Source organism: Streptomyces sp. bgisy159 (genome assembly GCF_965341775.1).
In the GTDB taxonomy this organism is placed as follows: Bacteria; Actinomycetota; Actinomycetes; order Streptomycetales; family Streptomycetaceae; genus Streptomyces.
In genome coordinates this window covers 1-24814 of record NZ_CBDQZH010000015.1, presented here as the reverse complement: position 1 = coordinate 24814, position 24814 = coordinate 1, and the positions used below count along the sequence as shown (strand labels likewise).

At 72.7% G+C, this 24814-nt stretch carries 24 protein-coding genes and 3 pseudogenes; 12 read left to right on the top strand and 15 right to left on the bottom strand.

Going from position 1 to position 24814, the window contains the following annotated elements; all coding sequences use genetic code 11:
* Positions 1–185: 185 nt before the first annotated feature.
* Both ACSLTV_RS16805 and ACSLTV_RS16800 read right to left on the bottom strand, forming a co-directional pair.
* Complete coding sequence (locus ACSLTV_RS16805; RefSeq protein WP_432136931.1) at positions 186–914, bottom strand: type 1 glutamine amidotransferase; 729 nt, start codon at positions 912–914, stop codon at positions 186–188.
* Positions 915–930: 16 nt separating this feature from the next.
* Complete coding sequence (locus ACSLTV_RS16800; protein ID WP_432136932.1) at positions 931–2169, bottom strand: MurT ligase domain-containing protein; 1239 nt, start codon at positions 2167–2169, stop codon at positions 931–933.
* A 152-nt stretch (positions 2170–2321) separates the two neighbouring features.
* Here ACSLTV_RS16800 and def point away from each other — a divergent pair, with 152 nt between their 5' ends.
* Positions 2322–2861, top strand: a complete 540-nt coding sequence (def, locus tag ACSLTV_RS16795) for a peptide deformylase (protein WP_432136933.1) — start codon at positions 2322–2324, stop codon at positions 2859–2861.
* Between the two features lie 51 nt (positions 2862–2912).
* Here the strand turns inward: def and ACSLTV_RS16790 are convergent, their stop codons facing one another.
* A complete protein-coding gene (locus tag ACSLTV_RS16790) occupies positions 2913–3557 on the bottom strand; it encodes a TetR family transcriptional regulator (protein WP_432136934.1) in 645 nt (214 codons plus the stop codon).
* Positions 3558–3739: 182 nt separating this feature from the next.
* On the opposite strand from ACSLTV_RS16790, the gene ACSLTV_RS16785 reads away from it, so the two are divergent.
* A complete protein-coding gene (locus tag ACSLTV_RS16785) occupies positions 3740–4966 on the top strand; it encodes an acyl-CoA dehydrogenase family protein (RefSeq protein WP_432136935.1) in 1227 nt (408 codons plus the stop codon).
* On the opposite strand, the gene ACSLTV_RS16780 is transcribed toward ACSLTV_RS16785, so the two are convergent.
* The 8 genes and pseudogenes from ACSLTV_RS16780 to ACSLTV_RS16745 form a co-directional block, all read right to left on the bottom strand.
* Positions 4963–5484: a cupin domain-containing protein gene (locus ACSLTV_RS16780; RefSeq protein WP_432136936.1), complete on the bottom strand. Its 522-nt coding sequence runs from the start codon at positions 5482–5484 to the stop codon at positions 4963–4965. The two genes, ACSLTV_RS16785 and ACSLTV_RS16780, sit on opposite strands and share 4 nt — an antisense overlap.
* 7 nt (positions 5485–5491) lie before the next feature.
* Positions 5492–6706 carry a cytochrome P450 gene (locus ACSLTV_RS16775; protein ID WP_435612412.1) on the bottom strand — a complete coding sequence of 405 codons (1215 nt, stop codon included), beginning with the start codon at positions 6704–6706 and terminating at the stop codon, positions 5492–5494.
* Positions 6703–7757 (bottom strand): annotated as a pseudogene (locus ACSLTV_RS16770) (type III polyketide synthase). Before ACSLTV_RS16770 ends, ACSLTV_RS16775 begins: the two are co-directional and overlap by 4 nt.
* Before the next feature lie 101 nt (positions 7758–7858).
* The gene (locus tag ACSLTV_RS16765) at positions 7859–8089 is read right to left on the bottom strand and encodes a DUF6213 family protein (protein ID WP_432136938.1); all 231 of its coding nucleotides are present in this window, start codon (positions 8087–8089) and stop codon (positions 7859–7861) included.
* Positions 8090–8115: 26 nt separating this feature from the next.
* Positions 8116–9510, bottom strand: a complete 1395-nt coding sequence (locus ACSLTV_RS16760; protein ID WP_435612411.1) for an NADP-dependent succinic semialdehyde dehydrogenase — start codon at positions 9508–9510, stop codon at positions 8116–8118.
* 76 nt (positions 9511–9586) lie between these two features.
* Positions 9587–10054, bottom strand: coding sequence for an NUDIX domain-containing protein (locus ACSLTV_RS16755; protein WP_432136940.1), 468 nt, complete (start codon positions 10052–10054; stop codon positions 9587–9589).
* A complete protein-coding gene (locus tag ACSLTV_RS16750) occupies positions 10051–11589 on the bottom strand; it encodes an ATP-dependent DNA ligase (RefSeq protein WP_435612410.1) in 1539 nt (512 codons plus the stop codon). The genes ACSLTV_RS16755 and ACSLTV_RS16750 overlap by 4 nt, the downstream gene beginning before the upstream one ends.
* A gap of 29 nt (positions 11590–11618) precedes the next feature.
* The gene (locus tag ACSLTV_RS16745; RefSeq protein WP_435612409.1) at positions 11619–12593 is read right to left on the bottom strand and encodes an NAD(P)/FAD-dependent oxidoreductase; all 975 of its coding nucleotides are present in this window, start codon (positions 12591–12593) and stop codon (positions 11619–11621) included.
* 65 nt (positions 12594–12658) lie between these two features.
* Here ACSLTV_RS16745 and ACSLTV_RS16740 point away from each other — a divergent pair, with 65 nt between their 5' ends.
* The 6 genes from ACSLTV_RS16740 to ACSLTV_RS16715 all read left to right on the top strand — a co-directional run bounded on the left by ACSLTV_RS16740 (position 12659) and on the right by ACSLTV_RS16715 (position 17841).
* The gene (locus ACSLTV_RS16740) at positions 12659–13234 is read left to right on the top strand and encodes a helix-turn-helix domain-containing protein (protein WP_432136943.1); all 576 of its coding nucleotides are present in this window, start codon (positions 12659–12661) and stop codon (positions 13232–13234) included.
* Between the two features lie 85 nt (positions 13235–13319).
* Positions 13320–14285, top strand: a complete 966-nt coding sequence (locus ACSLTV_RS16735) for an NADPH:quinone oxidoreductase family protein (protein ID WP_432136944.1) — start codon at positions 13320–13322, stop codon at positions 14283–14285.
* The gene (locus tag ACSLTV_RS16730) at positions 14282–15463 is read left to right on the top strand and encodes an acyl-CoA dehydrogenase family protein (RefSeq protein WP_432136945.1); all 1182 of its coding nucleotides are present in this window, start codon (positions 14282–14284) and stop codon (positions 15461–15463) included. Before ACSLTV_RS16735 ends, ACSLTV_RS16730 begins: the two co-directional genes overlap by 4 nt.
* The gene (locus ACSLTV_RS16725; RefSeq protein ID WP_435612408.1) at positions 15460–16545 is read left to right on the top strand and encodes an acyl-CoA dehydrogenase family protein; all 1086 of its coding nucleotides are present in this window, start codon (positions 15460–15462) and stop codon (positions 16543–16545) included. The genes ACSLTV_RS16730 and ACSLTV_RS16725 overlap by 4 nt, the downstream gene beginning before the upstream one ends.
* A 125-nt stretch (positions 16546–16670) precedes the next feature.
* On the top strand, positions 16671–17528 hold the full coding sequence (locus ACSLTV_RS16720; RefSeq protein ID WP_432136947.1) for a phosphatidylinositol-specific phospholipase C/glycerophosphodiester phosphodiesterase family protein: 858 nt from the start codon (positions 16671–16673) through the stop codon (positions 17526–17528).
* Between the two features lie 118 nt (positions 17529–17646).
* On the top strand, positions 17647–17841 hold the full coding sequence (locus ACSLTV_RS16715) for a hypothetical protein (RefSeq protein WP_432136948.1): 195 nt from the start codon (positions 17647–17649) through the stop codon (positions 17839–17841).
* A gap of 12 nt (positions 17842–17853) precedes the next feature.
* Here ACSLTV_RS16715 and ACSLTV_RS16710 read toward each other — a convergent pair whose 3' ends face one another.
* The 4 genes and pseudogenes from ACSLTV_RS16710 to ACSLTV_RS16695 form a co-directional block, all read right to left on the bottom strand.
* On the bottom strand, positions 17854–19089 hold the full coding sequence (locus tag ACSLTV_RS16710; protein ID WP_432136949.1) for a phosphodiester glycosidase family protein: 1236 nt from the start codon (positions 19087–19089) through the stop codon (positions 17854–17856).
* A 165-nt stretch (positions 19090–19254) separates the two neighbouring features.
* Positions 19255–19395: a hypothetical protein gene (locus ACSLTV_RS16705; RefSeq protein WP_432136950.1), complete on the bottom strand. Its 141-nt coding sequence runs from the start codon at positions 19393–19395 to the stop codon at positions 19255–19257.
* 460 nt (positions 19396–19855) lie between these two features.
* A pseudogene (locus tag ACSLTV_RS16700) lies at positions 19856–20530 on the bottom strand (ATP-binding protein); the annotation flags it as partial.
* 205 nt (positions 20531–20735) lie between these two features.
* A complete protein-coding gene (locus tag ACSLTV_RS16695) occupies positions 20736–21191 on the bottom strand; it encodes a tellurite resistance TerB family protein (RefSeq protein WP_432136951.1) in 456 nt (151 codons plus the stop codon).
* 233 nt (positions 21192–21424) lie between these two features.
* Between ACSLTV_RS16695 and ACSLTV_RS16690 the strand changes: the two genes are divergently transcribed.
* The 4 genes and pseudogenes from ACSLTV_RS16690 to ACSLTV_RS16675 all read left to right on the top strand — a co-directional run.
* Positions 21425–21688, top strand: a complete 264-nt coding sequence (locus ACSLTV_RS16690) for a GlsB/YeaQ/YmgE family stress response membrane protein (RefSeq protein ID WP_432136952.1) — start codon at positions 21425–21427, stop codon at positions 21686–21688.
* Positions 21689–22033: 345 nt separating this feature from the next.
* Positions 22034–23368: a TrkH family potassium uptake protein gene (locus tag ACSLTV_RS16685; protein WP_432136953.1), complete on the top strand. Its 1335-nt coding sequence runs from the start codon at positions 22034–22036 to the stop codon at positions 23366–23368.
* Positions 23361–24083 (top strand): potassium channel family protein, encoded by a 723-nt coding sequence (locus tag ACSLTV_RS16680; protein ID WP_432158126.1) that lies wholly within the window; start codon positions 23361–23363, stop codon positions 24081–24083. The genes ACSLTV_RS16685 and ACSLTV_RS16680 overlap by 8 nt, the downstream gene beginning before the upstream one ends.
* Positions 24084–24179: 96 nt before the next feature.
* Positions 24180–24526: pseudogene (locus ACSLTV_RS16675) on the top strand (substrate-binding domain-containing protein); the annotation flags it as partial.
* Positions 24527–24814: the final 288 nt, after the last annotated feature.

Genomic DNA, 24814 nt, shown 5'->3' with positions numbered 1-24814 from the left:
TGGGCGCGGGGACCGGACCCCGTCGTCCGGCACGAATCCCCGCCACCCTAGCGTCAGGAGGGGGCGGGGCCGTACCGTGCGTCCGCCTGCTGGACGGCCCCGCTCACCTGCGCGGATGCACCGTCAGACGGGCTGCTGACGGTGCCCCGAAGATCAGGTGAACAGCCCGGTCGCGCGACCGCCGGTCACGCGGGCTGCTGCGCCGCCGCGATGCGCTCGTTGCGCAGCGCCTCGTACCAGCGGTCGTCGGTCGGCGGCAGCGCGTTGACGTCCAGGGCCAGCTTCAGCAGCAGGTCCGCGATCTGCGGGTTGCGGGCGAGCACCGGGCCGTGCATGTACGTACCGAAGACGGTGTCGTTGTACGCGCCCTCGGTGCCGTCGCCGGTGCCGTTGCCCCGGCCGAGGCGGACCCGGGCCAGGGGGCGGGCGGTGGGGCCGAGGTGGGTGATGCCCTGGTGGTTCTCGAACCCGGTCAGCGGCGGCAGGCCCAGGGGCTGGTCGATGTCGCCGAGGACGTCGCCGACGCACCGCTCGCCCTCGCCGCGCACCGTGGTGACGTCGAGCAGGCCGAGGCCCGGCTGGCGCTGGCCGAGGTCGTTGACGAACTCGTGGCCGAGGATCTGGTAGCCGGCGCACACCGCGAACACGATCGCGCCGTTGTTCACCGCCTGGTACAGGTGGCCGTCCCGCCGCAGCCGCTCCGCGGCCAGCCGCTGCGGCCGGTCCTCGCCGCCGCCGATGAGGTAGATGTCGCCGGAGGTGGGGATCGGCTGGTCGCTGCGCACGTCGAGGCGTGCCACGTCCAGGCCGCGCTGCCGGGCCCGGCGCTCCACGACCAGCACGTTGCCCTGGTCGCCGTAGGTGCTGAGCAGGTCCGGGTAGACCCAGACGACCCGCAGTTGGTTGTCGCTCACGTAAGTCCCCTGTGTGTCAGTTGCCGACGCGGCGGCGCAGGTCCTGGAAGGCGGTGTAGTTCGCGATGACCTCGATCCGGCCGGGCGGCGCCTGCTGCACCGCCTGGTCGAGGGTGTCGCACACCTGGAAGTGCTGGCCCGCGACCTCCAGCCGCACGGCGAGGTCCAGCCTCCGGTCGCCGATGACGAAGATCGGGTGGCCGGTCAGACGCGTGTAGTCCACGTCCCACAGCCAGGAGGTGTCGGTGCCGTCGGCGCCGCGGGCGTTGACGGACAGGATCACCGGGGTGGGCGGCGGATCGATCAGGCTGAAGGTCTCCAGCCAGCCGGCCGGGTTCTTCGCCAGCAGCAGCCGCAGGTCGCGCTGCATGAACTGCACCACGTCGTAGCGCCCGGCGACCGCCTGCACCTGGTACATGCGCTCCAGGGCCACCTGCGGCGGGACGCCGAAGACGGCCGCGACGGCGGCGGAGCTGGCCGCGTTGGCCTTGTTGGCGCGGCCCGGGAGCTGGAGGTGGATGGGCCACGCGGAGCCGTGCGGGTCGAGGACGTGGTCCCCGGACAGCACCCAGCTCGGCGTCGGCCGACGGAAGCCGCACTCGCCGCAGAACCAGTCCTCGCCCGGCCGCTGCATCACACCGCCGCAGGACGGGCAGGACCAGGCGTCGTCCTTCCACATCTGCCCGGCGGCGACCCACACCACGTTGGGCGAGGAGGATGCGGCCCACACGACCAGCGGGTCGTCGGCGTTGGCCACGATGACCGACTTGGACCCGGCGAGCCCCTCGCGCCAGTTCTCGGCGAGCATGCGGGTCTCGGCGGCGCGGTCCAGCTGGTCCCGGGAGAGGTTGAGCAGCGCGATGCACTTGGGCGCGGTGTCCCGGGCCACCCCGGCGAGGTACTTCTCGTCGACCTCGATGACGCCGAACTTGGCGTCCGAGCCGCCGGCCAGGGCCGAGGTGATGCCGGCCGGCATGTTGGCGCCGAGGGCGTTGGAGACGACGGGGCCCGCGGCGCGCAGGGCCTCGGCGATCAGCCGGGTGGTGGTGGTCTTGCCGTTGGTCGCCGAGACCAGGATCACGTCCAGGTGCTGGGCGAGCCGGGCGAGGAGGTCGGGGTCGAGTTTCAGCGCGACCCGGCCGCCGATCACCGATCCGCTGCCGCGCCCGGCGGCGCGGGATGCCGCAGCGACCGCCTTGCCCGCGGTCACGGCCAGCTTGGCCCGTGGCGTCAGCGGGTCCGAGTTGCCTGCCATCAGTTCTCGATCCTCCTTGCGTTCGCGCCGCGCCTGAAGCCTGACGGCACCGTGGTGGGTGGTCAGCCTATCGAGATCCATTCACACTCCCGAATCCCGGCCCACGCGCGCGCGGCGGTGGCGTGGGCAGTGAGGACCGTACCCTTGCGGCCATGCGACACGGCTCGATCCCGGGCGCCCGCGGGCGCGTCCGGCCCCTCACCCTGCTCGGCAACCCGGTGCTGCACGAGCCCTGCAAGGATGTCACGGACTTCGGTCCGGAACTCGCGGCGCTCGTGGAGGATTTGTTCGCGACGATGTACGCGGCTCGCGGAGTGGGCCTTGCCGCCAGCCAAGTGGGGGAGCGGCTGCGGGTCTTCGTCTACGACTGCCCCGACGACGAGGACGTCCGCCACCTGGGCCACCTCGTGAACCCGCGCCTGGTCGAGGCGGACGGCGTGGTGCTCCGCGGCCCCGAGGGCTGCCTGTCCCTGCCGGGGCTGGAGGCGGGCACGGAGCGGTACGACCACGCGGTCGTCGAGGGCCGCACGGTGACGGGGGAGCCGGTGACCGTGCACGGGACCGGGTTCTTCGCCCGGTGCCTCCAGCACGAGGTGGACCACCTGGACGGCACGCTCTATGTGGACCGCCTCACGGGGTGGCGCAGGCGGAGGGTGCTGCGTCGGGCCGCCCGAGCGCCGTGGGCGCGGTGAATCCGCGCGAGGGGGCGGCGCGGGTGTGTTCCCCGCCCCGCTGAGCGCGGCTCAGAAACCGGGACCGCCCATCTTGTCGCCGGCCGCCGCCAGCCGCCCCCACAGCAGGTCCGCCAGGCTCCGTACCAGCTCGGCGCGGGAGCAGGGACGCTCGCCCAGCCACCAGTCCCCGGCCGCGTGCATCATGCCGACGATGCCGTGGCCCCACACGCGGGCGAGCTGCTGACTCGCCGGCCCGAGATCCAGCCGCTCCTCGATGACCTGCGCGAGCTCCTCGCCCATCCGCCGCAGCAGCGGGGCGCTGTGCTTGCCGACGTCGAAGCCCTGGTCGCCGCTCTGCGAGCCCTCGGCCGGGTGCATCAGGAAGCGGTACACCTGGGGTCGCGCCTCGATCGCCCCGAGGTAGGTGTCGAGGGTGGCCTCGACCCGCTCGCGCCGGTCGGCGGGCGCGTCCAGCGCCGCCCGCAGCGAGTCCAGCAGCGCGTCGGTGTGCCGCTTGGCCAGGGCCGCGTAGAGCCCGCCCTTGTCGCCGAAGTGGCGGTAGAGGATGGGCTTGGTGATGCCCGCCTCGGCGGCGATGGCGTTCATCGACGCCTGCGGGCCGTCCCGGAGCACCACCCGGTCCGCGGCCTCCAGCAGCTCGCGCCGTCGGCGGTCGGCGGACCGCTGCTGGTCGCTGCGCTGCGTGGTGTCCATGTGCTCTCCCCACCCGTGCTGATTCGGTGACGCCTGCGCAAACTAGCACCTGACGGCGGGGACACCTCGAACGGGATGCCGAGCTGTCATCAGGAGTTGACTTTTCCTACCGGCCGGTAACACACTCGCGTTACCGCTAGTAACACGATACGGCACGTCGGTGTGCCGCCGCTGGAGGGGACATGGCCGAGTTCACCATGGAGCTCAACGACGAACAGAAGGAGGTCCGGGACTGGCTGCACGGATTCGCCGCCGACGTCATCCGCCCCGCGGCCGCCGAATGGGACGAGCGTGAGGAGACTCCCTGGCCGGTCATCCAGGAGGCCGCCAAGGTCGGCATCTACTCCCTCGACTTCTACGCCCAGCAGTACTTCGACCCCACCGGCCTCGGCATCCCCATGGCGATGGAGGAGCTGTTCTGGGGCGACGCGGGCATCGCGCTCTCCATAGTCGGCACCGGCCTCGCCGCCGTCGGCGTCCTCGCCAACGGCACCGAGGAGCAGATCGGCACCTGGATCCCCCAGATGTACGGGGACGCGAGCGACGTCAAGGTCGCCGCGTTCTGCTCCTCCGAACCCGACGCCGGCTCCGACGTCGCCTCCATGCGCACCCGCGCGGTGTACGACGAGGCCAAGGACGAATGGGTGATCAACGGCACCAAGACCTGGGCGACCAACGGCGGCATTGCCAACGTCCACGTGGTCGTCGCCGTCGTCGACCCGGAGCTGGGCTCCAAGGGCCACGCCTCCTTCATCGTCCCGCCGGACACGCCCGGCCTGACCCAGGGCCAGAAGTTCAAGAAGCACGGCATCCGCGCCTCGCACACCGCCGAGGTCGTCCTCGACGACGTACGCGTCCCGGGCTCCTGCCTGCTCGGCGGCAAGGAGAAGCTGGACGAGCGCCTCGCCCGGGCCCGGGAGCGGGCGAAGGCCGGCGGTGAGCGCGTCAAGAACGCGGCGATGGCCACCTTCGAGGCGTCCCGCCCGGCCGTCGGTGCCATGGCGGTCGGCACCGCCCGCGCCGCCTACGAGGTCGCCCTCGACTACGCGACGACCCGCGAGCAGTTCGGCCGCCCGATCATCGACAACCAGGGCGTCGCCTTCCAGCTCGCCGACATGCGCACGCAGATCGACGCCGCCCGGCTGCTGGTCTGGCGCGCCTCCTGGATGGCGGTCAACGGCAAGCCGTTCACGGCGGCCGAGGGCTCGATGTCCAAGCTGTTCGCCAGCGAGACCGCCAAGAAGGTCACCGCACAGGCGATCCAGATCCTCGGCGGCAACGGCTACACCCGCGAGTACCCGGTGGAGCGCATGCACCGCGACAGCGCCATCTACACCATCTTCGAAGGCACCAGCGAGATCCAGCGGCTGGTGATCGCCCGGACGCTGTCGGGGACGCCGATCCGCTAGCGGTGGCGCAACGGGGTCAGCTGCTCGATGTCGTACCGCGCCCGCAGCTTTGCGATCGCCGCGTGGTCGGGCGGCCCGCCCCCGCCCAGGATCTCCAGCAGCTCCTCGAAGTACCGCTCGTGGTCGGGCGGCGGGGACGCCTGGAACAACATCCTGGCGGGGGCGTCCGTCGGGTTCGCGAACGCGTGCGGGCGCCCGGGCGGTACGACGATCACCGTGCCCGGCGTCGCCCGTACCACCCGGTGGCCCGCAGCGGACTCCCAGCGCTGCCAGTGGTCGGGCGTGCGCACCCGCGGCTCGAAGGCGAGCACGTCCAGCTCGCCCTCCAGCACGTAGAACAACTCCTCGCTGCGGGTGTGCACATGGGCACCGACGTCGAAGCCCGGCGGCACCTCCACCTCGAAGGTGGAGGCGGTACGGGAGTGACTGCCGGTCACCTTGAAGGTGACGCGCTGGGCAGGGGTGTCGACGATCCGGCCGTGCCCCGGCGGCACCAGCAGGCCCTCGGTCGCGGTCACCGGCGGATCACCACGTGACCGGCAGGGCCTCGGGGCCCCGGATCAGCGCGCCCCTGCGGAACGGCACCTGCTCCGGAGCGACCGCCGGCCGCAGCCTCGGGACACCGTCCAGCAGCGCGTCCATCAACAACTGCGACTCCAGCCGGGCCAGCATCCCGCCCGGACAGTAGTGCGGCCCGAAGCCGAAGGCGACGTGCGGGTTCGGCGCGCGCGTGAGGTCGATCGTCTCCGGGTCCGGGAAGACCTCCGGGTCGCGGTTGGCCGCCAGGTACGACACGTAGACCGCGTCCCCTTCGCGGATGCGCACGCCGCCGATCTCCACGTCCTCCAGGGCGATCCGGGACAGCCCGACCGCGTTGCGGTGCGGGATGAGGCGCAGCAGCTCCTCGATGGCCTGGGGGCGGATCGCCGGGTCCGTGCGCAGCCGGTCGGCGAGCTCCGGTCGGGTCAGCAGCAGATAGAACATCTGGCCGCTGTTGTTGGTCACCGCCTCGCCGCCGATCTGCAGCAGCACCGCCAGGCCCACCGCCTCGCTCAGCGACACCTCGCACCGGCCCACGGCCGCGCCCAGCAGCGAGGTGACGTCCTCGCCGGTGCTGCCCTCGCGCTGCCCGATCAGGTCGGAGAAGTAGGCGCCCATCTCCTCCTTGGCCCGCTCGGAGACATGGGCGCCGTGCGAGGACGACAGGATCAGCTGGGTCCAGGTGTGCATGGACTGCCGGTCCGCGGCCGGGACGCCCATCAGCTCGCAGATCACCGCGATGGGGAACGGTCCGAGCACCGCCTCGGTCAGATCGGCCGGCGGGCCGTCGCACAGCAGTTCCTCCACGAGCTCGTCGAGCATGCCGCGCGCCCGCTCACGGACGCGCTCCACACCCTTCGCGGTGAACGCGGCGGCCACCGCGCGGCGCAGCCGGGTGTGGTCGGGCGGGTCGAGGAAGCCCACCGCGTCCCGGCCCGGGATGAAGTGCGGGGCGAGCCGGGTGACCGGACGGTCCATGACCGCCTCCCGGCTGAAGCGCGGGTCGTTGGTGACCGTGCGCACATCGTCCATCCGGGTGGCCAGCCAGGCCCAGCCCTCGCCGTTGGGCAGCCGGATCCGGGTGACCGGTCCCTCGGCCATCAGCTCCGTCAGCACCGGGTCGAAGTCCGCACCGGTCAGGTCCAGGGCGGGCCACTGCCGGACCGGGGGGCGGCTGTCGGTGAGTGTCTCGTCGCTCATGTCGTCTCGTCCTCGCAGGTCCAGTGGCCGACGGCCATCTCCGCGGTGATGCCGGGACCGAACCCGGCGAGCAGTCCGCGCGCCCGGTTCCGGACGCCGCCCTCCTCGAACAGCCGGCGCAGCGCGTCCAGCACGACGGCGCTGGCGATGTTGCCGTACTCGGTCAGCGTGGCGCGGCTGAACCGGAAGGCCTGCGAATCGACCCGCAGGAACCTGCTCAGGTCGTCGAGGATGCGGGGGCCGCCCGCGTGCACGATGTAGAAGTCCAGGTCGGAGGCGTCCCAGCCGTGGGACCCGGCCAGGTCGCGAAGCGCCGGGGCCAGCGGCTCCATGGTGGTCGGCACCCGCTTGTCCAGCAGAAAGTGGAACCCGGTGGCCCGAACGTCGTACATGATCCACTCCTCGGTCTTCGGGATCAGGTACGAGCCGTTGCGCTCCAGCCGGACACCCTCACCGCCCCGGCCGCGCACCACGGCGGCCGCGATGCCGTCGCCGAACAGGCCGTTGGAGAGCAGCGAGCCGACACCGAGGTCGGTGGGCTGGTAGCACAGCGAGCAGAACTCGCAGGCCACGATGAGGGCGTCGGCCTCGGAATAGGCCGTGCAGAAGCCCGGTTGATCGCCGCGCCGCCGGCCGCGCAGCCCAGCTGGGCGATGGGTATCTGGCGGGTCGTGTTGTCGAAACCCATCTCGTTGATCAGCCAGGCCGTCATCGAGGGCATCATGAACTCCGTGCACGAGACGTAGACGATCACGTCGATGTCGGTGGTGAGCAGCTCCGCGTCGTCGAGCGCCCGCTGGACGACTGCCGGCACGCGGGCCTTGGCCTCCTTCGCGTACAGCTTGTTGCGCTCCTCGGAGCCGGGGTGCCTGAGGGTCTCCTCGACGGGCTGCACGATGTGCCGCGTCTTCACTCCCGTGTTCTCGATCAACCGGAACGCCAGCGGCAGTTGAGGATGATCCGCGTGACGGGAGCGCGCCAGCTCCAGCGTCTGATCCATCGTGATCACATGCTCCGGGACGGACACCGAGGGTCTGCACAGAGTCGCCATGAACCGTGCCTGCTTTCGAAGGTGGTTCACCTCAGAAGGTGCTCCACCCACGATCACCCGGGAGGGCGACGATCTCGCGTGTTGCTACTCCAACGAGGGGACTACGGCGCCCCGCTGCTGTGCGCGATACAGGCCACGTCGATGCGGTCGGCGAGCTTGGCGAGCTCGATCGTGAGCGCGGCCACCGTGTCCTCGTCCAGATCCTCCCCGGCCTCCACGAGCCGCACCCACCGCGTCCCCACGGTCCGCAGCAACCTGCTCACATCCGCGGCCGCCACCTGCAGGGAGCCTTGGTCGTCGACGATCAGGGGCAGAGTCACTTCGCGGTTCACAAGCGCAGATCGTAGCCGCGCGATCCTCACGCACCGTGCCAAACCGTCGTGATGTTGCAGAACTCCCGGATTCCGTGCCCGGACAGCTCACGCCCGTACCCCGACCGCTTCACGCCGCCGAACGGGAACGCCGGATGGGACACGGTCATGCCGTTGACGTACACGCCGCCGGCCGCCAGATCCCGGGCGAACCGCTCGGCCTCCGCCTCGTCGCGCGTCCACACGTTGGAGCTCAGCCCGAACAGCGAGTCGTTGGCGATCAGTACCGCCTCGTCGAGATCGGCGGCCCGGTACAGGGTGGCCACCGGCCCGAACGCCTCCTCCCGGTGAATGCGCATCTCCCGGGTGATGCCGGCCAGGACGGTCGGCGGGTAGTACCAGCCGGGCAGCTCCGGCCGGCGCAGCGGGTGGCCGCCGCACAGCACCGTCGCCCCCGCGCGGCGCGCGTCGTCGACCAGTTCCTCCAGATCGTCCCGGCCCCGCTCGCTGGACAGCGGCCCCACCTGGGTTGCCTCGTCCATCGGGTCGCCCACCTTCAGCGCCTTCATCCCGTCGACGAACCGCTCGGTGAACGCGTCGTACACCTCCGAGTGGACGATGAAGCGCTTGGCGGCGATGCACGACTGCCCGGTGTTCTGCACCCGCGCGTTCACCGCGACCTCGGCGGCCCGGTCCAGGTCGGCGGACGGCATGACGACGAACGGGTCGCTGCCGCCCAGCTCCAGCACGGTCTTCTTGATCATCTCTCCGGCGGTGGCGGCGACGGCCCGGCCTGCGGGCTCGCTGCCGGTGAGCGTGGCGGCCTTGACCCGCTCGTCGCGCAGGATCTCGTCCACCGCGGCCGAGCCGACCAGCAGCGTCTGGAAGCAGCCCTCGGGGAAGCCCGCCCGGTGGAACAGCTCCTCCAGGTACAGGGCGGTCTGCGGCACGTTCGAGGCGTGCTTGAGCAGGCCCACGTTGCCCGCCATCAGCGCCGGCGCGGCGAACCGGACCACCTGCCACAGCGGGAAGTTCCACGGCATGACCGCGAGGACGGGGCCCAGCGGCCGGTAGCGCACCACGACCCGTGAGGCACCCGAGTCCTTCACGTCGGCCTCGGCCGGCTCCTCGTCGGCGAGCAGTCCCGGCGCGTGCTCGGCGTACCAGCGCATCGCCTTGGCGCACTTGGCCGCCTCCGCGCGGGCCTGCACGATCGGTTTGCCCATCTCCGTGGTGATCGTCCGGGCGATGTCAGCCTGGTCCTCGTCGAGGAGTTCGGCGGCCCGGGTCAGCAGCCGGGCGCGCTCGGCGAACGACGTCGTCCGGTAGGTCCGGAACGTGGCCTCCGCGAGCTGGAGCCGGCGCTCCAGCTCCTCCTCGCCCATGGGCTCGTACGTCTTGAGCGTCTCGCCGTTCGCCGGGTTCACCGTCGCGATGGGCATGACCGACCTCCTGAGATGCTGACTGTGCTTCGACCTTCCCGCGCGGCGGGGCCCGCCGCAACGCGTACCCGGCCGCTCAGGCCGAGTGCTCCGCCAGCCGGTCGAGAAACGCGCGCTGGGCGGTGACGATCAGCTCCCGGGCGCGGTCCAGGCCGTGCCAGGCGACCCGGTCCAGTTCGGGGAACTCCGCCACGCGGCCCGAGCGGGGCGGCCACTCCATCGTGAAGGTGCCCGGGACCACGCTCGCCGGGTCCAGGTCGGCCTCCACGGCCCAGGCGGTGACCACCTTGCCGCCCCGCTGGCGCACCTCCCCGAGGCCGATCGCCTCGCCGTCCGGCGGCGCCACCCCCAGTTCCTCGCGGAACTCGCGGCGGGCCGCGTCCCAGGCGGGTTCACCGGCTTCGTACTCGCCCTTCGGCACCGTCCACGCCCCGGCGTCCTTCCGGGCGAAGAACGGACCACCCATATGGCCGAGCAGCACCTCCAGCCCGCCGCCGGCGTGCCGGAACAGCAGCAGTCCGGCGCTGTGTCGCCCGGCTGTCACGGCCGCACCTCCGGGTGGGCGGCCAGCAGGGTGTCCACCGTGTCGGCGTCCTCGGGACGCTTGTCCTCCCGGTAGCGCACCACGCGCGCGAAACGCAGGGTCACGCCGGCCGGGTAGCGGGTGGAGCGCTGCAGACCGTCGTAGGCGATCTCCACGACGAGTTCCGGGCGTACGGTGACCACCTGGCCGTCGTCCTCGACCGCGAGCTGCTGGAGGCGCTCGGTCTGCCAGGCCAGCATCGTGTCGGTCATGCCCTTGAAGGTCTTGCCGAGCATGGCGAGGCCGCCGTCGGCCGTGCGGGCGCCGAGGTGGAGGTTGGAGAGCCTGCCGGTGCGCCGGCCGTGTCCCCACTCGGCGGCCAGGACTACCAGGTCGAGGGTGTGCACGGGCTTCACCTTCAGCCACGAGGCGCCGCGCCGGCCCGCGCTGTAGGGCGCGTCGAGGGCCTTGACCACCACCCCCTCGTGACCGCGGCGCAGGGCGTCCGCCAGGAACTCCCGGGCCGACGGCACGTCCTGCGGCCCCGCCACCACCGTCCTGCGCACCCGCATCGGCTCGGGGACCAGCCGGGCCAGCTCCGCGTGCCGCTCGGTGAACGGCAGGTCGAGCAGATCGCGGCCGTCCACCGACAGCACGTCGAAGAACACCGGCGAGACCGGAACCGCCAGCGCGGCCGTCGCCACGTCCACCCGCGAACCGACCCGCCCGGCGGTCTCCTGGAAGGAGCGGGGCCGGCCCCGCTCGTCGAAGGCGATCACCTCGCCGTCCAGGATGAACCGGCCGCCGCCCAGTTCCCGTGCGACGGCGGTCAGTTCGGGCAGCCGGTCGGTGATGTCGTCCAGGGTGCGGGTGTACAGGCGCACGTCGTCGCCGTCGCGGTGGACCTGGACGCGGATGCCGTCCAGTTTCTCCTCCACCGCGCAGTCGCCCAGCCGCTCCACCGCCTCGGCCACCGAGGACGCGGTGTGCGCGAGCATCGGCAGCACCGGGCGGCCGACGGTCAGCCGGAACCGGTCCACCGCCTGCGGTCCGTCCGCGAGGAGCGCCTCGGCGACCGGCTGCAGCCCCCCGGCCAGCATCACCGCCCGCCGCACCTCGTCCGCCGGCGCTCCCGTCGCCCGGGCCAGCCCCTCCGCGGCCAGCGCGTCCAGCGCGCCCTGCCGGACCTCGCCGGTCAGCAGGCCGACCAGGAAGCGCTGCTCGCTCTCGGTGGCCGCGCCCATCAACGCGCCGACCAACCGGGTGCGTTCGCCCTGGGAGCCGGGGCCGGACACCTTGCCCAGCTCGGTGAGGCGGGCGTCCACCTCGCGCACGGTCAGCGACGGCTCCGGCGCCGGGGCGACCGGCCGGCCCAGCACCTTCCAGCCCACGCCCAGGCGGCCCTGGGGGAGCCGGCCCGCCAGATACGGGATCACGACCGGCACGTCCTCGGGGCCCGCCTCGCGGAACAGGTCGGCGAGCAGTGCGATCTTGCGGGAGCGCGCCGAGGTGGCGGCGACCTCCCGGGACACGTCGGCGAGCCGGATCAGCAACATGCAGCCATGGTGCAACGCCCGCGCGGCGGTTACCTCCCCACCGCGGAGTCCAGGTCGCTCATCAGCAGCTCCCCGTTGATCGCCGCGCCGGCCCGGTAGCCGCGGCTGGCCGCGTTGACCACCTGTTCGGAGAAGCCGCTGGCGTTTCCCGCCGCCCACAGGCCGGGCACGGTCGTCAGGCCCCGCTCGTCGATCACCGGGTAGCGGCCGAACGGTGTCTCGCGCATTTCGGCGCCGAGCCGTTCCAGCAGTCCGGTCCGGGGCACCGCCCTCGGAGCCACGAACAGCACGTCGCGGGCGTGGACCGCGCTTCCCCCAGAGGGGGCGCCGCCGGCGAGGCGCACGCCGGTGAGCCGGTCGTCCTCGACGACCAGGCCCGCCACCTCGCCCGGCACCACCTTCACCCCGGCCGCCGCGAGCCGCCGCAGATCGTCGTCGGACAGCTCGTCCGAGGCCACCGAGTGCAGGAAGAACGTCACGTCCTTCGACCACTGGGTGACCATCAGCGCCTGGTGCACGCTCATCGGCGTGGTCGCGAGCACGCCGAACGCCTTGTCGCGCACCTCCCAGCCGTGGCAGTACGGGCAGTGCAGCACATCCCGCCCGAACCGCTCGGCGAGGCCCGGCACCTCGGGCAGCTCGTCCTTCAGGCCGGTCGCGACGACCAGCTGTCGGGCGCGCACAGTCGGTCCGCCCGCCAGGGTGACGGCGAAGCCCCGATCCCGGCCCGCGGGCGGAGCTCCGGTATCGCGGCGGGCGTCCACCGCCCGGTCGCGGACCAGCTCCACGCCGTAACGGGCGATCTCCTCGCGCCCGACGGCGAGGAACTCCGCGGGCGCCATGCCGTCCCGGGAGAGGAAGCCCTGCATGTGGGCGGCTGGGGCGTTGCGCGGCTCACCCGCGTCGACGACGAGGGTGCGGCGCCGGGCCCGGCCCAGGACCAGCGCCGCGGACAGGCCCGCCGCGCCGCCGCCGATCACGATCACTTCGTAGGTCTCGGTCATGCGGACACGGTCGCCGTGAGGGTGCGGAATTGACAAGCTTGTTTGCCGTTCCTGCAATAGATGTCATGACTACCGATGATGTGCTCGCCGAGGTCGGTCCGAGGCTGCGACGGATCCGCAAGGAGCGGGAGGTGACGCTCGCGGGGCTGTCCGAGGCGACCGGGATCTCCGTGAGCACCCTGTCCCGCCTGGAGTCCGGACTGCGCAGGCCCAGCCTGGAACTGCTGTTGCCGATCGCCCAGGCCCACCAGGTGCCGCTGGACGAACTGGTCGGCGCCCCGCCGGTCGGTGACCCCAGGGTGCGGGCCGAACCGATCGTGCGGCACGGGCGGACCTACATCCCGCTCACCCGGCAGCCCGGCGGCCTCCAGGCGTTCAAGATCCTCGTGCCGCAGCAGCAGGCGGAACCCGAACCGCGCACCCACGAGGGCTACGAGTGGCTCTACGTCCTGTCCGGGCGGCTGCGGGTCGTCCTCGGCGAGCACGACGTGGTGCTGACGGCCGGGGAGGCCGCCGAGTTCGACACCCGCGTGCCGCACTGGTTCGGGTCGACGGGGCAGGGGCCGGTGGAGTTCCTCAGCCTGTTCGGGCCGCAGGGGGAGCGGATGCACGTCCGGGCGCGGCCGGCCTCCGGGAAGTGACCTCCGCGACTGTTCCCTGATCGGCAAGCGACCGCTTAGTATGCGATCGACCCGGTCAGACGAAGCAGTCCCGTGGAGGCTCCGCATGCAGGCATGGCAGGTGCACGAGAACGGCGAGCCGAGCGAGGTGATGCGGCTCGGCGAGGTCGAGCGGCCCACCCCCGGCGAGGGCCAGGTCCTGCTCAAGGTGCGCGCCGCGAACATCAACTTCCCGGACGTGCTGATGTGCCGGGGCCACTACCAGGTCCGGCCGCCGCTGCCCTTCACCCCCGGTGTGGAGATCTGCGGCGAGACCCCGGACGGCCGCCGGGTGCTCGCCACCCCCGCGCTGCCGCACGGCGGCTTCGCCGAGTACGCCGTCGCCGACGCCGCCGCCCTCCTGCCCGCCCCCGCCGGCCTCGACGACGCGGAGTCGGCCGCCCTGCACATCGGCTACCAGACCGGCTGGTTCGGGCTGCACCGCCGGGCGCGTCTGGAAGCCGGGGAGACCCTGCTGGTGCACGCCGCCGCGGGCGGGGTCGGCAGCGCGGCCGTGCAACTGGGCAAGGCCGCCGGCGCCACCGTCATCGGCGTGGTCGGCGGCGCGGAGAAGGCCGCCGTCGCCCGCGACCTGGGCTGCGACGTCGTCGTCGACCGGCGTGCCGAGGACGTCGTCGCCGCCGTGAAGGAGGCCACCGGCGGCCGGGGCGCCGACGTGATCTACGACCCCGTCGGCGGCGAGGCCTACGCACAGTCCGCCAAGGTCGTCGCCTTCGAGGGCCGGATCGTGGTCGTCGGCTTCGCCGGCGGCACGATTCCCACCCCCGCCCTCAACCACGCCCTGGTGAAGAACTACGCGATCCTCGGCCTGCACTGGGGCCTGTACAACACCAAGAACCCGAAACTGGTCCAGCACTGCCACGAACAGCTCACCGAACTCGCCGCACGCGGCGCCATCCGGCCGCTGGTGAGCGACCGGGTGCCGCTGGGCGGGGCCGCCGCGGCCGTGCAGCGGGTCGCCGACGGCGTCACCACCGGCAGGGTCGCGGTACTCATGGAGGACGCAGCATGACCGACGCAGCAGAACTCAGGGCCCGCACCGCGCGACTGCTGGCCGCGCACCCGCCCGCCACCACCGACCGCCTGGACTTCCTGCGCGCCCGCTTCGACGCCGGCCTGGCCTGGGTGCACTTCCCCGAGGGTCTCGGCGGACTCGGCGCCGCCCGTTCCCTGCAGGCCGTCGTCGATGCCGAACTGGAGGCCGCCGGCGCCCCCGACAACGACCCGCGCCGCATCGGCATCGGCCTCGGCATGGCCGCCCCCACGATCCTGAAGTACGGCACCGAGGAGCAGAAGCGGCGGTTCCTGCGCCCCCTGTGGACCGGCGAAGAGGTGTGGTGCCAGCTCTTCAGCGAACCGGGTGCCGGATCCGACCTCGCCGCGCTCGGCACCCGCGCCGTGCGCGAGGGCGACACCTGGGTCGTCAACGGACAGAAGGTGTGGACGTCCAGCGCCCACGTCGCCCGCTGGGCCATCCTTATCGCCCGCACCGACCCGGACGTCCCCAAGCACGCCGGGATCACCTACTTCCTGTGCGACATGACCGACCCGGGCGTCGAGGTGCGCCCGCTGCGCCAGATCACCGGCGAGGCCGAGTTCAACGAGGTGTTCCTCACCGACGTCCCCATCCCCGACGACCGCCGGCTCGGCGAGGTGGGCGACGGCTGGCGGGTCGCCCAGACCACGCTCAACAACGAACGCGTCGCCATCGGCGGCATGCGGCTGCCCCGCGAGGGCGGCATGATCGGCCCCGTCGCGAAGACCTGGCGCGAACGCCCGGAACTGCGCACCCACGACCTGCACCAGCGCCTCCTGCGGCTCTGGGTCGAGGCCGAGGTCACCCGGCTCACCGGCGAACGGCTGCGCCAGCAGCTCGCCGTCGGCCAGCCCGGCCCCGAGGGCGCCGGCATGAAGCTCGCCTTCGCCCGCCTCAACCAGGAGATCAGCGGCCTTGAGGTGGAACTCCTGGGCGAAGAGGGCCTGTTGTACGACGACTGGACCATGCGCCGCCCGGAACTGGTGGACTTCACCGGCCGTGAGGCCGGCTACCGCTACCTGCGCTCCAAGGGCAACAGCATCGAGGGCGGGACCAGCGAGGTCCTGCTGAACATCGTCGCCGAGCGCGTCCTGGGCCTGCCCGCCGAGCCGCGCACCGACAAGGACGTCGCCTGGAAGGACCTCGCCCGATGAGTACACAGCCGGATCTCCTCCACACCGAGGAGGAAGAGGCGCTGCGCGCCGCGGTGCGGGACCTGCTCGCCGACCACTGCGACACGGCCGGGCTGATCGCCCGCGCCGAGTCCGACACCCCGCACGACATCGCCGCGTGGAAGGCGCTCACCGAGGGCATGGGCCTGGCCGGCCTGCTGATCCCCGAGGAACTGGACGGCCAGGGCGCCACGCACCGGGAGGCCGCCGTCGTCCTGGAGGAGCTGGGGCGGTTCGTCGCTCCGGTGCCGTTCCTGACGAGCGCCGTCGTCGCCACCGAGGCACTGCTGGAGTGCGGCGGGGACGACCTGCTGACCCTGCTGGCGACCGGTTCGTCCGTCGCCGCGCTCTGCGTCGGCCTGCACACCGCCCCCGGCGCCGCCTTCCCGGTCGTCGAGGTCCGGGACGGGGCGCTGCACGGCGAGCTGACCGGCATCGCGGACGCGGCCGTCGCCGGAACCCTCCTCGTCCCGGCGGACGACGGCGGCCTGTACGCCCTCGCCGCCGACAGCGCGACGATCGTCCCGCAGACGTCCCTGGACCTGACCCGGCCGGTGGCGCGCGTCGTCCTGGACGGTGCGCGCGGTGCCCGCCGCCTGGGCCCCGCCGAACCCGCCGTTCGGCGCGCCCTGCGTGCCGGTGCCGGACTGCTCGCGTCCGAGCAACTGGGGCTCGCCGACCGGTCGTTGACCGAGACGGTCCGCTACCTCAAGGACCGCAAGCAGTTCAACCGGCCGGTCGGCGGCTTCCAGGCGCTCAAGCACCGGCTCGCCCAGCTGTGGCTGGAGGTCGTGAGCCTCCGCGCCGCCGCCCGCAACGCGGCCGGCGCCCTCGCGGCGGGCCGGGACGTGGACGTGGCGGTCGCCGTCGCCCAGGCCTACGCGGCACCCGTCGCCGTACGAGCGGCCGAGGAGGCGCTGCAACTGCACGGCGGGATCGGCATGACCTGGGAGCACCCGGCGCACCTCTGCCTCAAGCGGGCCAAGGCCGACTCGATCGCGTTCGGCACCGCGGGCGCGCACCGCGCCGCTCTGGCCGATCTGGTCGGCCTCCAGGCCCCCTGAGGTTCCGGCCGAAGGGGTGAACGCGTGGCGGCGGTCCGGCCAACTCCTGTCCCGGAAGGGTTGGTTGGGGTGATCGCGATCGCATACTCCCTGTGGTCCTGTCCGGTCCACAGGGAGTCAGCCGCATGCCCCTCACCACCCGCCGCAGAGCCCTCACCACCTTCGGCGCCGCCCTCACGGGGGCGGTCGCGCTGCCCGCCGGCACCGCGCTGGCCGGCGAACAGCACCACGGCCCCCGCCCGTTGTGGCGCGCGCACGCCCACAACGACTACGAACACCACCGCCCCCTCCTCGACGCCCTCGATCACCGCTTCGGCAGCGTCGAGGCCGACGTCTACCTCGTCGGGGACCGGCTTCTGGTCGCCCACGACCCCGAGGACCTCGACCCCGCCCGGAGCCTCGAAGCCCTCTACCTCGACCCGCTCGCCGCCCGTGTCAGGGCCCACCACGGCTCCGTGTACCGGGGTCGGCGACGGCCGCTGCAACTGCTCGTCGACCTCAAGACCGAGGGCGTCGCCACCTACCTCGTCCTCGACCGACTGCTGCGCCGCTACCCCCACCTCTTCACGACGTACGCCCACGGCCGGGTGCGGCCCGGCCCGGTCACCGTCGTCGTCTCCGGGGACCGCGCCGCCCGAGAGCCCATGGCAGCCCAGACCGTCCGCCGTGCCTTCTACGACGGGCGCCTCACCGACCTCGGCTCCGCCACGCCCGCCTCCTTCATCCCCCTCATCAGTGACAACTGGACGCACACCTTCACCTGGCTCGGCACCGGCACCTTCCCGGACACCGAACGCCGCAAGCTGCACGCCGTCGCCGCGGCGGCCCACCGGCGCGGGCAGCGGGTCCGGTTCTGGGCCACCCCCGACCTGCCCGGCCCCGCCCGCGACGCCCTGTGGGGCGAACTCCTCGCCGCGGGCGTCGATCACCTCAACACCGACGACCTCGCGGGGCTGGAGGCCTTCCTCGACGCCCACCCCTGACCCGCCGTCCGAGGACACCACCCGATCGGCCTACGGCTCAGCAGCACCGACCCGCCCTCCGCTACGCCACACTTGCGGCCGAACGCCGCGAAAGCGGACGTAGCGGAGGAGGTTGGCGATGGCCATTTCCATCTCGGTGGTGCTCTTGCTGCTGGTCCTGGCAGTGATCTTCCTGCGCAACGGCGGACTCAAGGTCTCGCACGCGCTGGTCTGCCTGCTGCTCGGCTTCTTCCTGGCCGGCACCAGCATGGCCCCCACCATCAGCAGCGGCATCACCGCGACGGCCGACCTCGTCAGCAGCCTGCGGCCCTGACGAGCGGAGCGGTCACCGGGAGAACACCCCGATGCCGTTGGGGACCGGGCGTTCCACACCCCCGGCCGGATGGTTGCGCACCGTCACGGAGTCCGCTCCCGGCGGGCGTGCCACCAGTGTCGAGGAGCCGCCACCGTCCAGGCTGAAGCCCTCGGTGGCGCCCAGCCCCCGCAGCACGTCCGCGACCTCGGCGATCGTGAGGCCGAAGCGGTGGGCCGGAGCGCCGTCCAGCGCCAGCAGCAGCACCCGCCGCCCGCCGTCGGCGATCCCGACGGCGGTACGCACCGCCGACGTCGTGCCGTCCACTCCCGGCAGCGGGCGCCCGCCCGACAGCAGTCGGTAGCCGCCCAGCGCGAAGCGGTACGACACCCCGCGGGCCGAGGTGAGCGCGTACCGCACCGACACCCGGGCCCCCCGGACCAGCGCGCGCAGCCGCCGTGCCCCCGCTTCCCGGCCCACCAGGACGGTGGTGCCCGCGGTGATCGGACCGCTGCCCGGGGCGGTCGCGGCCGACACCACCACACCCCCGCGCACCGTGACCTCGTAGGCGTCCGCGGCGCACGGCGCGGACCGCTCGGTGTCGGTGCCGCAGACCGACCGCAGCCGGGAGACCGAGCCCCAACGGCGGTCGTACGCGCCGATCGAGTCCTCCGGGAGCGCGTACTGGTTGAGCCCGGCCAGCGGGGTCCACCAGGAACCGGTCGCCACCGAGCCGGAGAACGACAGGCTGTCCGTGCGGGCCCGGCCGTCGGTACCGACGCCGACGACGTCCCGGGTCGACGTCCCCGGCGGCAGCGCGGGCCCGAACCGCTGGCCGTCCGGCACCGCCCCCTTCAGCACCCGCCCGTCCACGATCACCGGACCGACGCTCGCACCCGTCGCCGGCACCCCCGGGTGCTGTGCCTCGCTGATGTCGAAGAAGTCCCCGTTGACCCCCGCGACCGCCCCCCGGCGGTCCGCCATCCGGGAGACGGCTGCCCGGCCCGCCACCACCCCAGGAGAGAGCAGGCCGAGCCGCGCCCCGCTGTCCGTCAGATCGACGCCCAGCACGTGCGCGCGGGCCGGCCCGGCCGCCGCCCGCAGTTCGTACGCCCGGTACAGCACACCCGGCGCGACGACGGTCCAGGTCGAGGCACGGGCCGGCGGCGCTCCGCCGAGGACGGCTCCGAGCAGCGTGACGAGCGCGGTGAGCAGGGCTGACCGGCTGCTGCGGAGGCGGCTGTGAAGATGTGCGAGCGGCTGCGCCACGGACCCCCCTCGGTCGTCCCGGGCACAGTCTTACCGGCCGGGGCGACCACGGCGGGGGACGCGGCGGCGGCCTCACGAGATCGAGTGAGCGGGCGGGCGTCCGGACGCGGACGAGTGGCGCGGGCGGGCGAGGAGTGTCAGTCGTGTCAGGCCGGGCGGCGGGCCTCAGACGACGTCGTCGGTCTGTCCGCCGTCCTCGTCCTCGTCCTCACCTTCGGCCTGGGACGGGGTCGTGCGGTCCGGCTCGACGGGCAGGTCCTCGGGGTCACGCTCGCCCTCGGCCTGGGAGGGAGTGGGCCAGGTCATGATCGTCTCCTGGTGACGGGGACGAGCCCCGGGTTCCCCGGTCGGTGCAGCGGATGCCCGCTCGGCGGCGGGACCCGGTGGAACGCGTTGACCGTGACTGCCGTCCTGATCGTGTCCGGGACCACCGCTGGGGTCCGGCCCTCGCCGAGCACCTCGGGGCCTGCGCGTACGCGGCCTCCGCGGTGGCGTGGTCGGTGGGGTGGGTGGTCACCTCCACCGGGCCGGCGCAGCCCGCTTGAGGGGCGTGGACCGGGCCGTCATCCACGCAGTACGCCCCCGGGGGCGCGGCCGGGGGGTCCGTCCGGCTTCAGCGGCGAGCGCCGGGCCGCGGGTCGTCCCACGCCTCGTAAGCGGCGAACGGGTCCTCGTCGTCGGTGACGCCGCCGGTGCCAGCCGGCGCTGACACGGCGGTGACGACGGTCAGGGCCAGGGTGTCGGTGGCGGGGGAGCCGGGCGGCCGGTGGGTGACCGTGGCGGGCGGCGTCACGAGGCAGGTGGTGCCCGACCGGGCGCCGGACGGGCGCAGCCGGACGGTGATGCCGTGCCGGTCCGCCGGCCTGCCGACCACGAAGAGCCCCATGTGCTGGTAGACGCCGCCATCCGCGGCCGGCGGCTGCGCCGGCTTGTGGTTCAGCACCGCGAAGTCCTCGGGCGTCAGCCCGATGCCCTGGTCGGGTATCTCGACGGTGACCCGCCCGTCGGGCAGCCGGACCGCGGTCACCCGCACCGGGGAGCGGGGCGAGGAGAAGGTGGTGGCTTTCTCCAGGAGTTCGGCCCAGCAGATGCACCAGGTCGGTCACCGCCGGGCCGTCGATCTCCACCTCCGGGACCCCGGACAGCTCGACGCGCTCGTACTGTTCCACCTCGGAGGCGACCGCCCGGACCACGTCGACGAGGGCAGCGACCGGTCCCACTGCTGGGCGGGTTTCTCGCCGCCGAGCACCAGCAGGTTCTCGCCGTTGCGGCGCACCCGTGTGGCGAGGTGGTCCAGTTTGAACAGGTTCGCAAGCTGGTCCGGGTCGGTCTCGTGGTCCTCCAGGTCCCCGATCAGGGCGAGTTGGCGTTCGATCAGTGACTGGTTGCGGCGGGAGAGGCGGGTGAAGACCGCGTTGACGGCGGCGCGCAGCCGGGCCCGAAGAAGTACAACGCTCAGTCACATGGCGACCGAGCCCGGCCCGAAGGCCGCGCGGCGGGGTGCCCGCCCCTCAGAACCGGTGGCCCGGCCGGCGCACGGCAGGGCGTGCCCGGATCCGTCCCCGCGTCGACCCGCTCGCCACGCCGTCGCCCGCCCGCGCCGGGCCGGTGTCGTCGGCGTGCGCCCGGCGCGGGCGGTAGGGCGGTCAGAGGTCGAACTCGTGCGGCGGCAGTTCGAGGGTGAAGCACGCCTCACGGACGACGGCCTGCTCGGTCTTGTCGAAGTCGCCGTCTGCGCCCCCGATGACGATGCCGATCTGGATAACGGCACGCGCCTCGGCGGGCTTCTTCTTCGCCTTGGCGACCTCCTGCAACACGCTCACCTTGCCGAAGGCGAAGTCGGTGGTCAGCTTGGTGAGGTTGTCCTCGAAGCGGCGGCGCAGATCGTCGGCGTCGAAGTTCTGCAGCACTTCGTTGGTGGCGATCAGCTGGGCCACGCGTTGCCGCTCGGAGGGGTCGATGGTGCCGTCCGCCGCAGCGACCAGGGCGCACATCGCCATGCTCGCGTCTCGGAAGGCGCCGCTCTTGAGGTCGTTCTTCTTCGCCACGAGCTGAGTCTGCATCGTCGATGCGGACTCCTTGATGCGGTCCCACAGGGCCATGAGAACTCCATACGTCGATCGGGGCCGGGCCGCCCGACGGCGACCCGCTGCCCCAGCTTCATCTACAGCAACGTAGAAACTAGCGGCCACGCCGGAAAGTTCCGGCGGTGGGTTTCACCGTGGCAGCGGCCGACTTGGACAGGGGTCGCCGCCGAAGCGAGTGCTCCGTCCGCCCGGGGGAAGACTGAGTCGGGGAAGACCGCTCGGCAGAGGCAGGCATCCAGGGGGTTGGCATGGAGATCTCGGGAATTCTCAGCGCGATCGTGATCGGCGTCGTCATCGGTGTCCTCGGCCGACTCGTCGTGCCGGGCCGTCAGCACATCGGCGTGTTCTGGACGATCCTCGTCGGCATCGCGGCAGCGTTCGTCGGCACGGCGATCGCCGCGGGGGTCGGGGTCGCCGACACCAGGGGCGTCGACTGGATCGAACTGGCCATCCAGACCGGCCTGGCGGCTGTGGGCGTCACGGCTCTGGAGCGGGCCAGGACCCGCCGCTGAGCATCCGGCCGGCCCGGGCCGGCGGGGACGGGGCCGCCTCCGACTCGCCGCCCCGCACGCGGCGGTGCGAGCGGTGACGGCGCCCGGCCGTACGGGCGCGGGCGCCCCGGGGCGGCGACGCCGGGGCGCGCCGGGCTCCAGGCACGCCCGTCCCTCCCCGGCCGACATCGGACCCCGCCTGCCCACCCGGCAGGGGCTCGGCTAAGGTGACCTGCCGGATCTTGGCGTCAACCTGTCGGATCCACGACGTACGCGTACGCGGGACTCCGCGTGACCGACAGGCGGAAGGGCCGGAGGGTGAGGGGACACGCCGAGCGCGGTGGCCGGGTGTGGCATGCACTGGTCATGGCCCACCCCGCCCGCACCGTGGTGACGGCCTTCGGCGCGGTGATCCTGCTCGGTACGGCGGTGCTGACGCTGCCCGTGGCGAGCCAGGACGGCATCCGGACCGACGTGGTGACCGCGCTGTTCACCTCCACCTCGGCGGTCTGCGTGACGGGTCTGGCGGTCGTGGACACCGGCACCTACTGGAGCGGCTTCGGACAGGGCGTGATCATGGCCCTCTTCCAGGTCGGCGGCTTCGGCATCATGACCATGGCCTCACTGCTGGGACTGCTGCTCTCCGGCAAGCTACGGCTGCGTATGCAGCTGACGGCGCAGGCCGAGACCAAGAGCCTCGACATCGGCGACGTACGGCGCGTGCTGCTGGGCGTCGCCGGGTGCACCGTGGCCGTGGAGCTGGCCGTGGGGGCCGTACTGGCGCTGCGGCTGCGCTTCGCATACGGGGAGTCGATCGGGGACGCCACGTACCTCGGCCTCTTCCACTCCGTGTCGGCGTTCAACAACGCCGGGTTCGGGCTGCACCCCGACAGCCTCACGCGCTATGCGCGGGACGCGTGGGTGACACTGCCCGTCGCCGTGGCGGTGATCCTCGGAGGAATCGGTTTTCCCGTGCTGCTGGAACTGCTGCGCCACCACCGGCGCAAGCAGCGCACCGGTCGGCGTGGCTGGTCCCTGCACTTCCGGCTGACGGTCGTCACCACGGCCCTCCTGCTCGCCGGCGGAACCCTGCTGACCTGTGTGCTGGAGTGGAACAACGCCACGACCCTCGGGCCGTTGTCGTCGCACCAGAAGATCCTCGCCGGGTTCTTCCACTCCGCCATGTCCCGCACGGCCGGGTTCAACAGCGTGGACGTCGGCTCGATGACGGCGGCCACGCTGCTGCTGACCTGCATGCTGATGTTCGTCGGCGGCGGCAGCGCCGGCACCGCGGGCGGCATCAAGGTCAGCACCTTCGCGGTGCTGGGCGCCGCGATGCTGGCCGAGGTGCGCGGTGAACCCCACTCCGGGGTCATGGGCCGCCGGCTGGCCCCGCACGTGCTGCGCCAGGCGCTGACCGTGGCGCTGGCCGGGGTCGGCTTCGTGATGACCGCGACCCTCGCCCTGCTCTCCGTCGTCGACGCGCCCTTCGAACAGGTGCTGTTCGAGGCGGTGTCCGCGTTCGGCACGGTGGGACTGTCCACCGGCATCACCGGGGATCTGCCGACCGTGGGCCGGCTGATCGTCATCGTGCTCATGTTCGTCGGCCGGCTCGGCCCGGTCACCCTCGTCTCGGCGCTCGCCCTGCGCGACCGCACCCGCCGCTACCAGCTTCCTGAGGAGCGACCTGTCATTGGGTAACTACCTGCACTCCCTGCGCCTGCGCCGCCGCAGGCGGCGGGCGGCCGAACACCCCGCCCCGTACGGCGACCAGCGCGTGGCCGTGATCGGCCTGGGCCGGTTCGGCAGTTCGCTGGCCAACGAGCTGATGAGCCGGGGGTGGGACGTGCTCGGCGTGGACACCGACCCCCACCTGGTCCAGAAGTACAGCGACGACCTCACCCACGCGGCGGTCGCCGACTGCACCGACCCCGAGGTCCTGCGGCAACTCGGCGTGCACGAGTTCACCAGCGCGGTCGTCGGTATCGGCACCGACATCGAGGCGTCCATTCTCATCGCCTCCAACCTGCTGGAGGCCGACGTCCCCAACATCTGGGCGAAGGCGATCAGCCGGCAGCACGGTCAGATCCTCGAACGACTGGGGGTGCACCACGTGGTGCTCCCCGAGCACGAGATGGGCGAGCGCGTCGCTCACCTGGTGACCGGACGCATGCTGGACTTCATCGAGTTCGACGACGACTACGCCCTCGTCAAGACCGTCGCGCCGGCGGCCGCCACCGGCGTCCCGCTCGGCGAGAGCGGGGTCCGCACCAAGTACGGCGTGACGGTCGTCGGCATCAAACGCCCCGGCGAGGGTTTCACCCACGCCACCGCCGAGACGGTGATCGCCCAGGGCGACGTCATCATCGTCACCGGCAAGACCCAGGCGGTGGAGAGTTTCGCCGCGCTGAACTGAGTGCGGTGTGGCCGGGCGGTGCGAACCCGGAAGCCCGGCGCCACCTGCCGGACCGCACCGCCCCTCGCTGCGACTTCCCTGCGGGCCCGGCTCTGACGCCTCGGCCTGCCGGCGGTGGCGGTCGGCAATTCACGCTGACGGCCGGTCTCCCCTCGGTGGGGACCGATGACGCCACCGCGGTGTCCGAGGCCGTCCGCTACCTCGCCGTCCTCGGACACCGCCGCATCGCCCGGGTGGGCGGGCCGGCCGGGCTGGGACACAGCGCCATCCGTACGGAGGCGTCCGAGAGGGCGGTGGCGGAACTCGGCCTCGACCGCGGAGTGCCTGTCGAGTCCGGCATCGCGGGAGAGGAGCGGGCTCGCGCGACACGATCGCTGCTGTTGGCGTCGGATCGGCCGACGGCCGTCGTCCACGACGACCACGTCATGGCCGCCGCGGGAGTCCGTGGCCACCTCACAACTCGTACCACCCGGCTCGACGGCCCCACCCCACCCGTAGGCGGAGCCCGGCTGTCGCGCGTGACGCCCGCCGGACCCGGCCGGATGGGCGCCCCTCCACGACTCGGCCTCGGGCTCCATGGAGGGCACGGCGCGACCTCGGAGGCGAGCCAGCGCCTCGCCCAATGGATCCACGAGCGCGAGCAACTCACCTGCGGACCGACCGCTCGCCGCATGGGCGTGAGCGGCGTTGTCAAATCGGTATAGACGTCAGGCCCTGTGTTCTTCCACTTA

Excerpts from the sequence above, each read along its gene's own strand:
- ACSLTV_RS16800 (WP_432136932.1), bottom strand. The coding sequence starts at position 2,169 with ATGGCAGGCAACTCGGACCCGCTGACGCCACGGGCCAAGCTGGCCGTG.
- def (WP_432136933.1), top strand. The coding sequence starts at position 2,322 with ATGCGACACGGCTCGATCCCGGGCGCCCGCGGGCGCGTCCGGCCCCTC.
- ACSLTV_RS16790 (WP_432136934.1), bottom strand. The coding sequence starts at position 3,557 with ATGGACACCACGCAGCGCAGCGACCAGCAGCGGTCCGCCGACCGCCGA.
- ACSLTV_RS16785 (WP_432136935.1), top strand. The coding sequence starts at position 3,740 with ATGGCCGAGTTCACCATGGAGCTCAACGACGAACAGAAGGAGGTCCGG.
- ACSLTV_RS16775 (WP_435612412.1), bottom strand. The coding sequence starts at position 6,706 with ATGAGCGACGAGACACTCACCGACAGCCGCCCCCCGGTCCGGCAGTGG.
- ACSLTV_RS16760 (WP_435612411.1), bottom strand. The coding sequence starts at position 9,510 with ATGCCCATCGCGACGGTGAACCCGGCGAACGGCGAGACGCTCAAGACG.
- ACSLTV_RS16750 (WP_435612410.1), bottom strand. The coding sequence starts at position 11,589 with ATGTTGCTGATCCGGCTCGCCGACGTGTCCCGGGAGGTCGCCGCCACC.
- ACSLTV_RS16745 (WP_435612409.1), bottom strand. The coding sequence starts at position 12,593 with ATGACCGAGACCTACGAAGTGATCGTGATCGGCGGCGGCGCGGCGGGC.
- ACSLTV_RS16740 (WP_432136943.1), top strand. The coding sequence starts at position 12,659 with ATGACTACCGATGATGTGCTCGCCGAGGTCGGTCCGAGGCTGCGACGG.
- ACSLTV_RS16735 (WP_432136944.1), top strand. The coding sequence starts at position 13,320 with ATGCAGGCATGGCAGGTGCACGAGAACGGCGAGCCGAGCGAGGTGATG.
- ACSLTV_RS16730 (WP_432136945.1), top strand. The coding sequence starts at position 14,282 with ATGACCGACGCAGCAGAACTCAGGGCCCGCACCGCGCGACTGCTGGCC.
- ACSLTV_RS16725 (WP_435612408.1), top strand. The coding sequence starts at position 15,460 with ATGAGTACACAGCCGGATCTCCTCCACACCGAGGAGGAAGAGGCGCTG.
- ACSLTV_RS16720 (WP_432136947.1), top strand. The coding sequence starts at position 16,671 with ATGCCCCTCACCACCCGCCGCAGAGCCCTCACCACCTTCGGCGCCGCC.
- ACSLTV_RS16715 (WP_432136948.1), top strand. The coding sequence starts at position 17,647 with ATGGCCATTTCCATCTCGGTGGTGCTCTTGCTGCTGGTCCTGGCAGTG.
- ACSLTV_RS16705 (WP_432136950.1), bottom strand. The coding sequence starts at position 19,395 with ATGACCTGGCCCACTCCCTCCCAGGCCGAGGGCGAGCGTGACCCCGAG.
- ACSLTV_RS16695 (WP_432136951.1), bottom strand. The coding sequence starts at position 21,191 with ATGGCCCTGTGGGACCGCATCAAGGAGTCCGCATCGACGATGCAGACT.
- ACSLTV_RS16690 (WP_432136952.1), top strand. The coding sequence starts at position 21,425 with ATGGAGATCTCGGGAATTCTCAGCGCGATCGTGATCGGCGTCGTCATC.
- ACSLTV_RS16685 (WP_432136953.1), top strand. The coding sequence starts at position 22,034 with ATGGCCCACCCCGCCCGCACCGTGGTGACGGCCTTCGGCGCGGTGATC.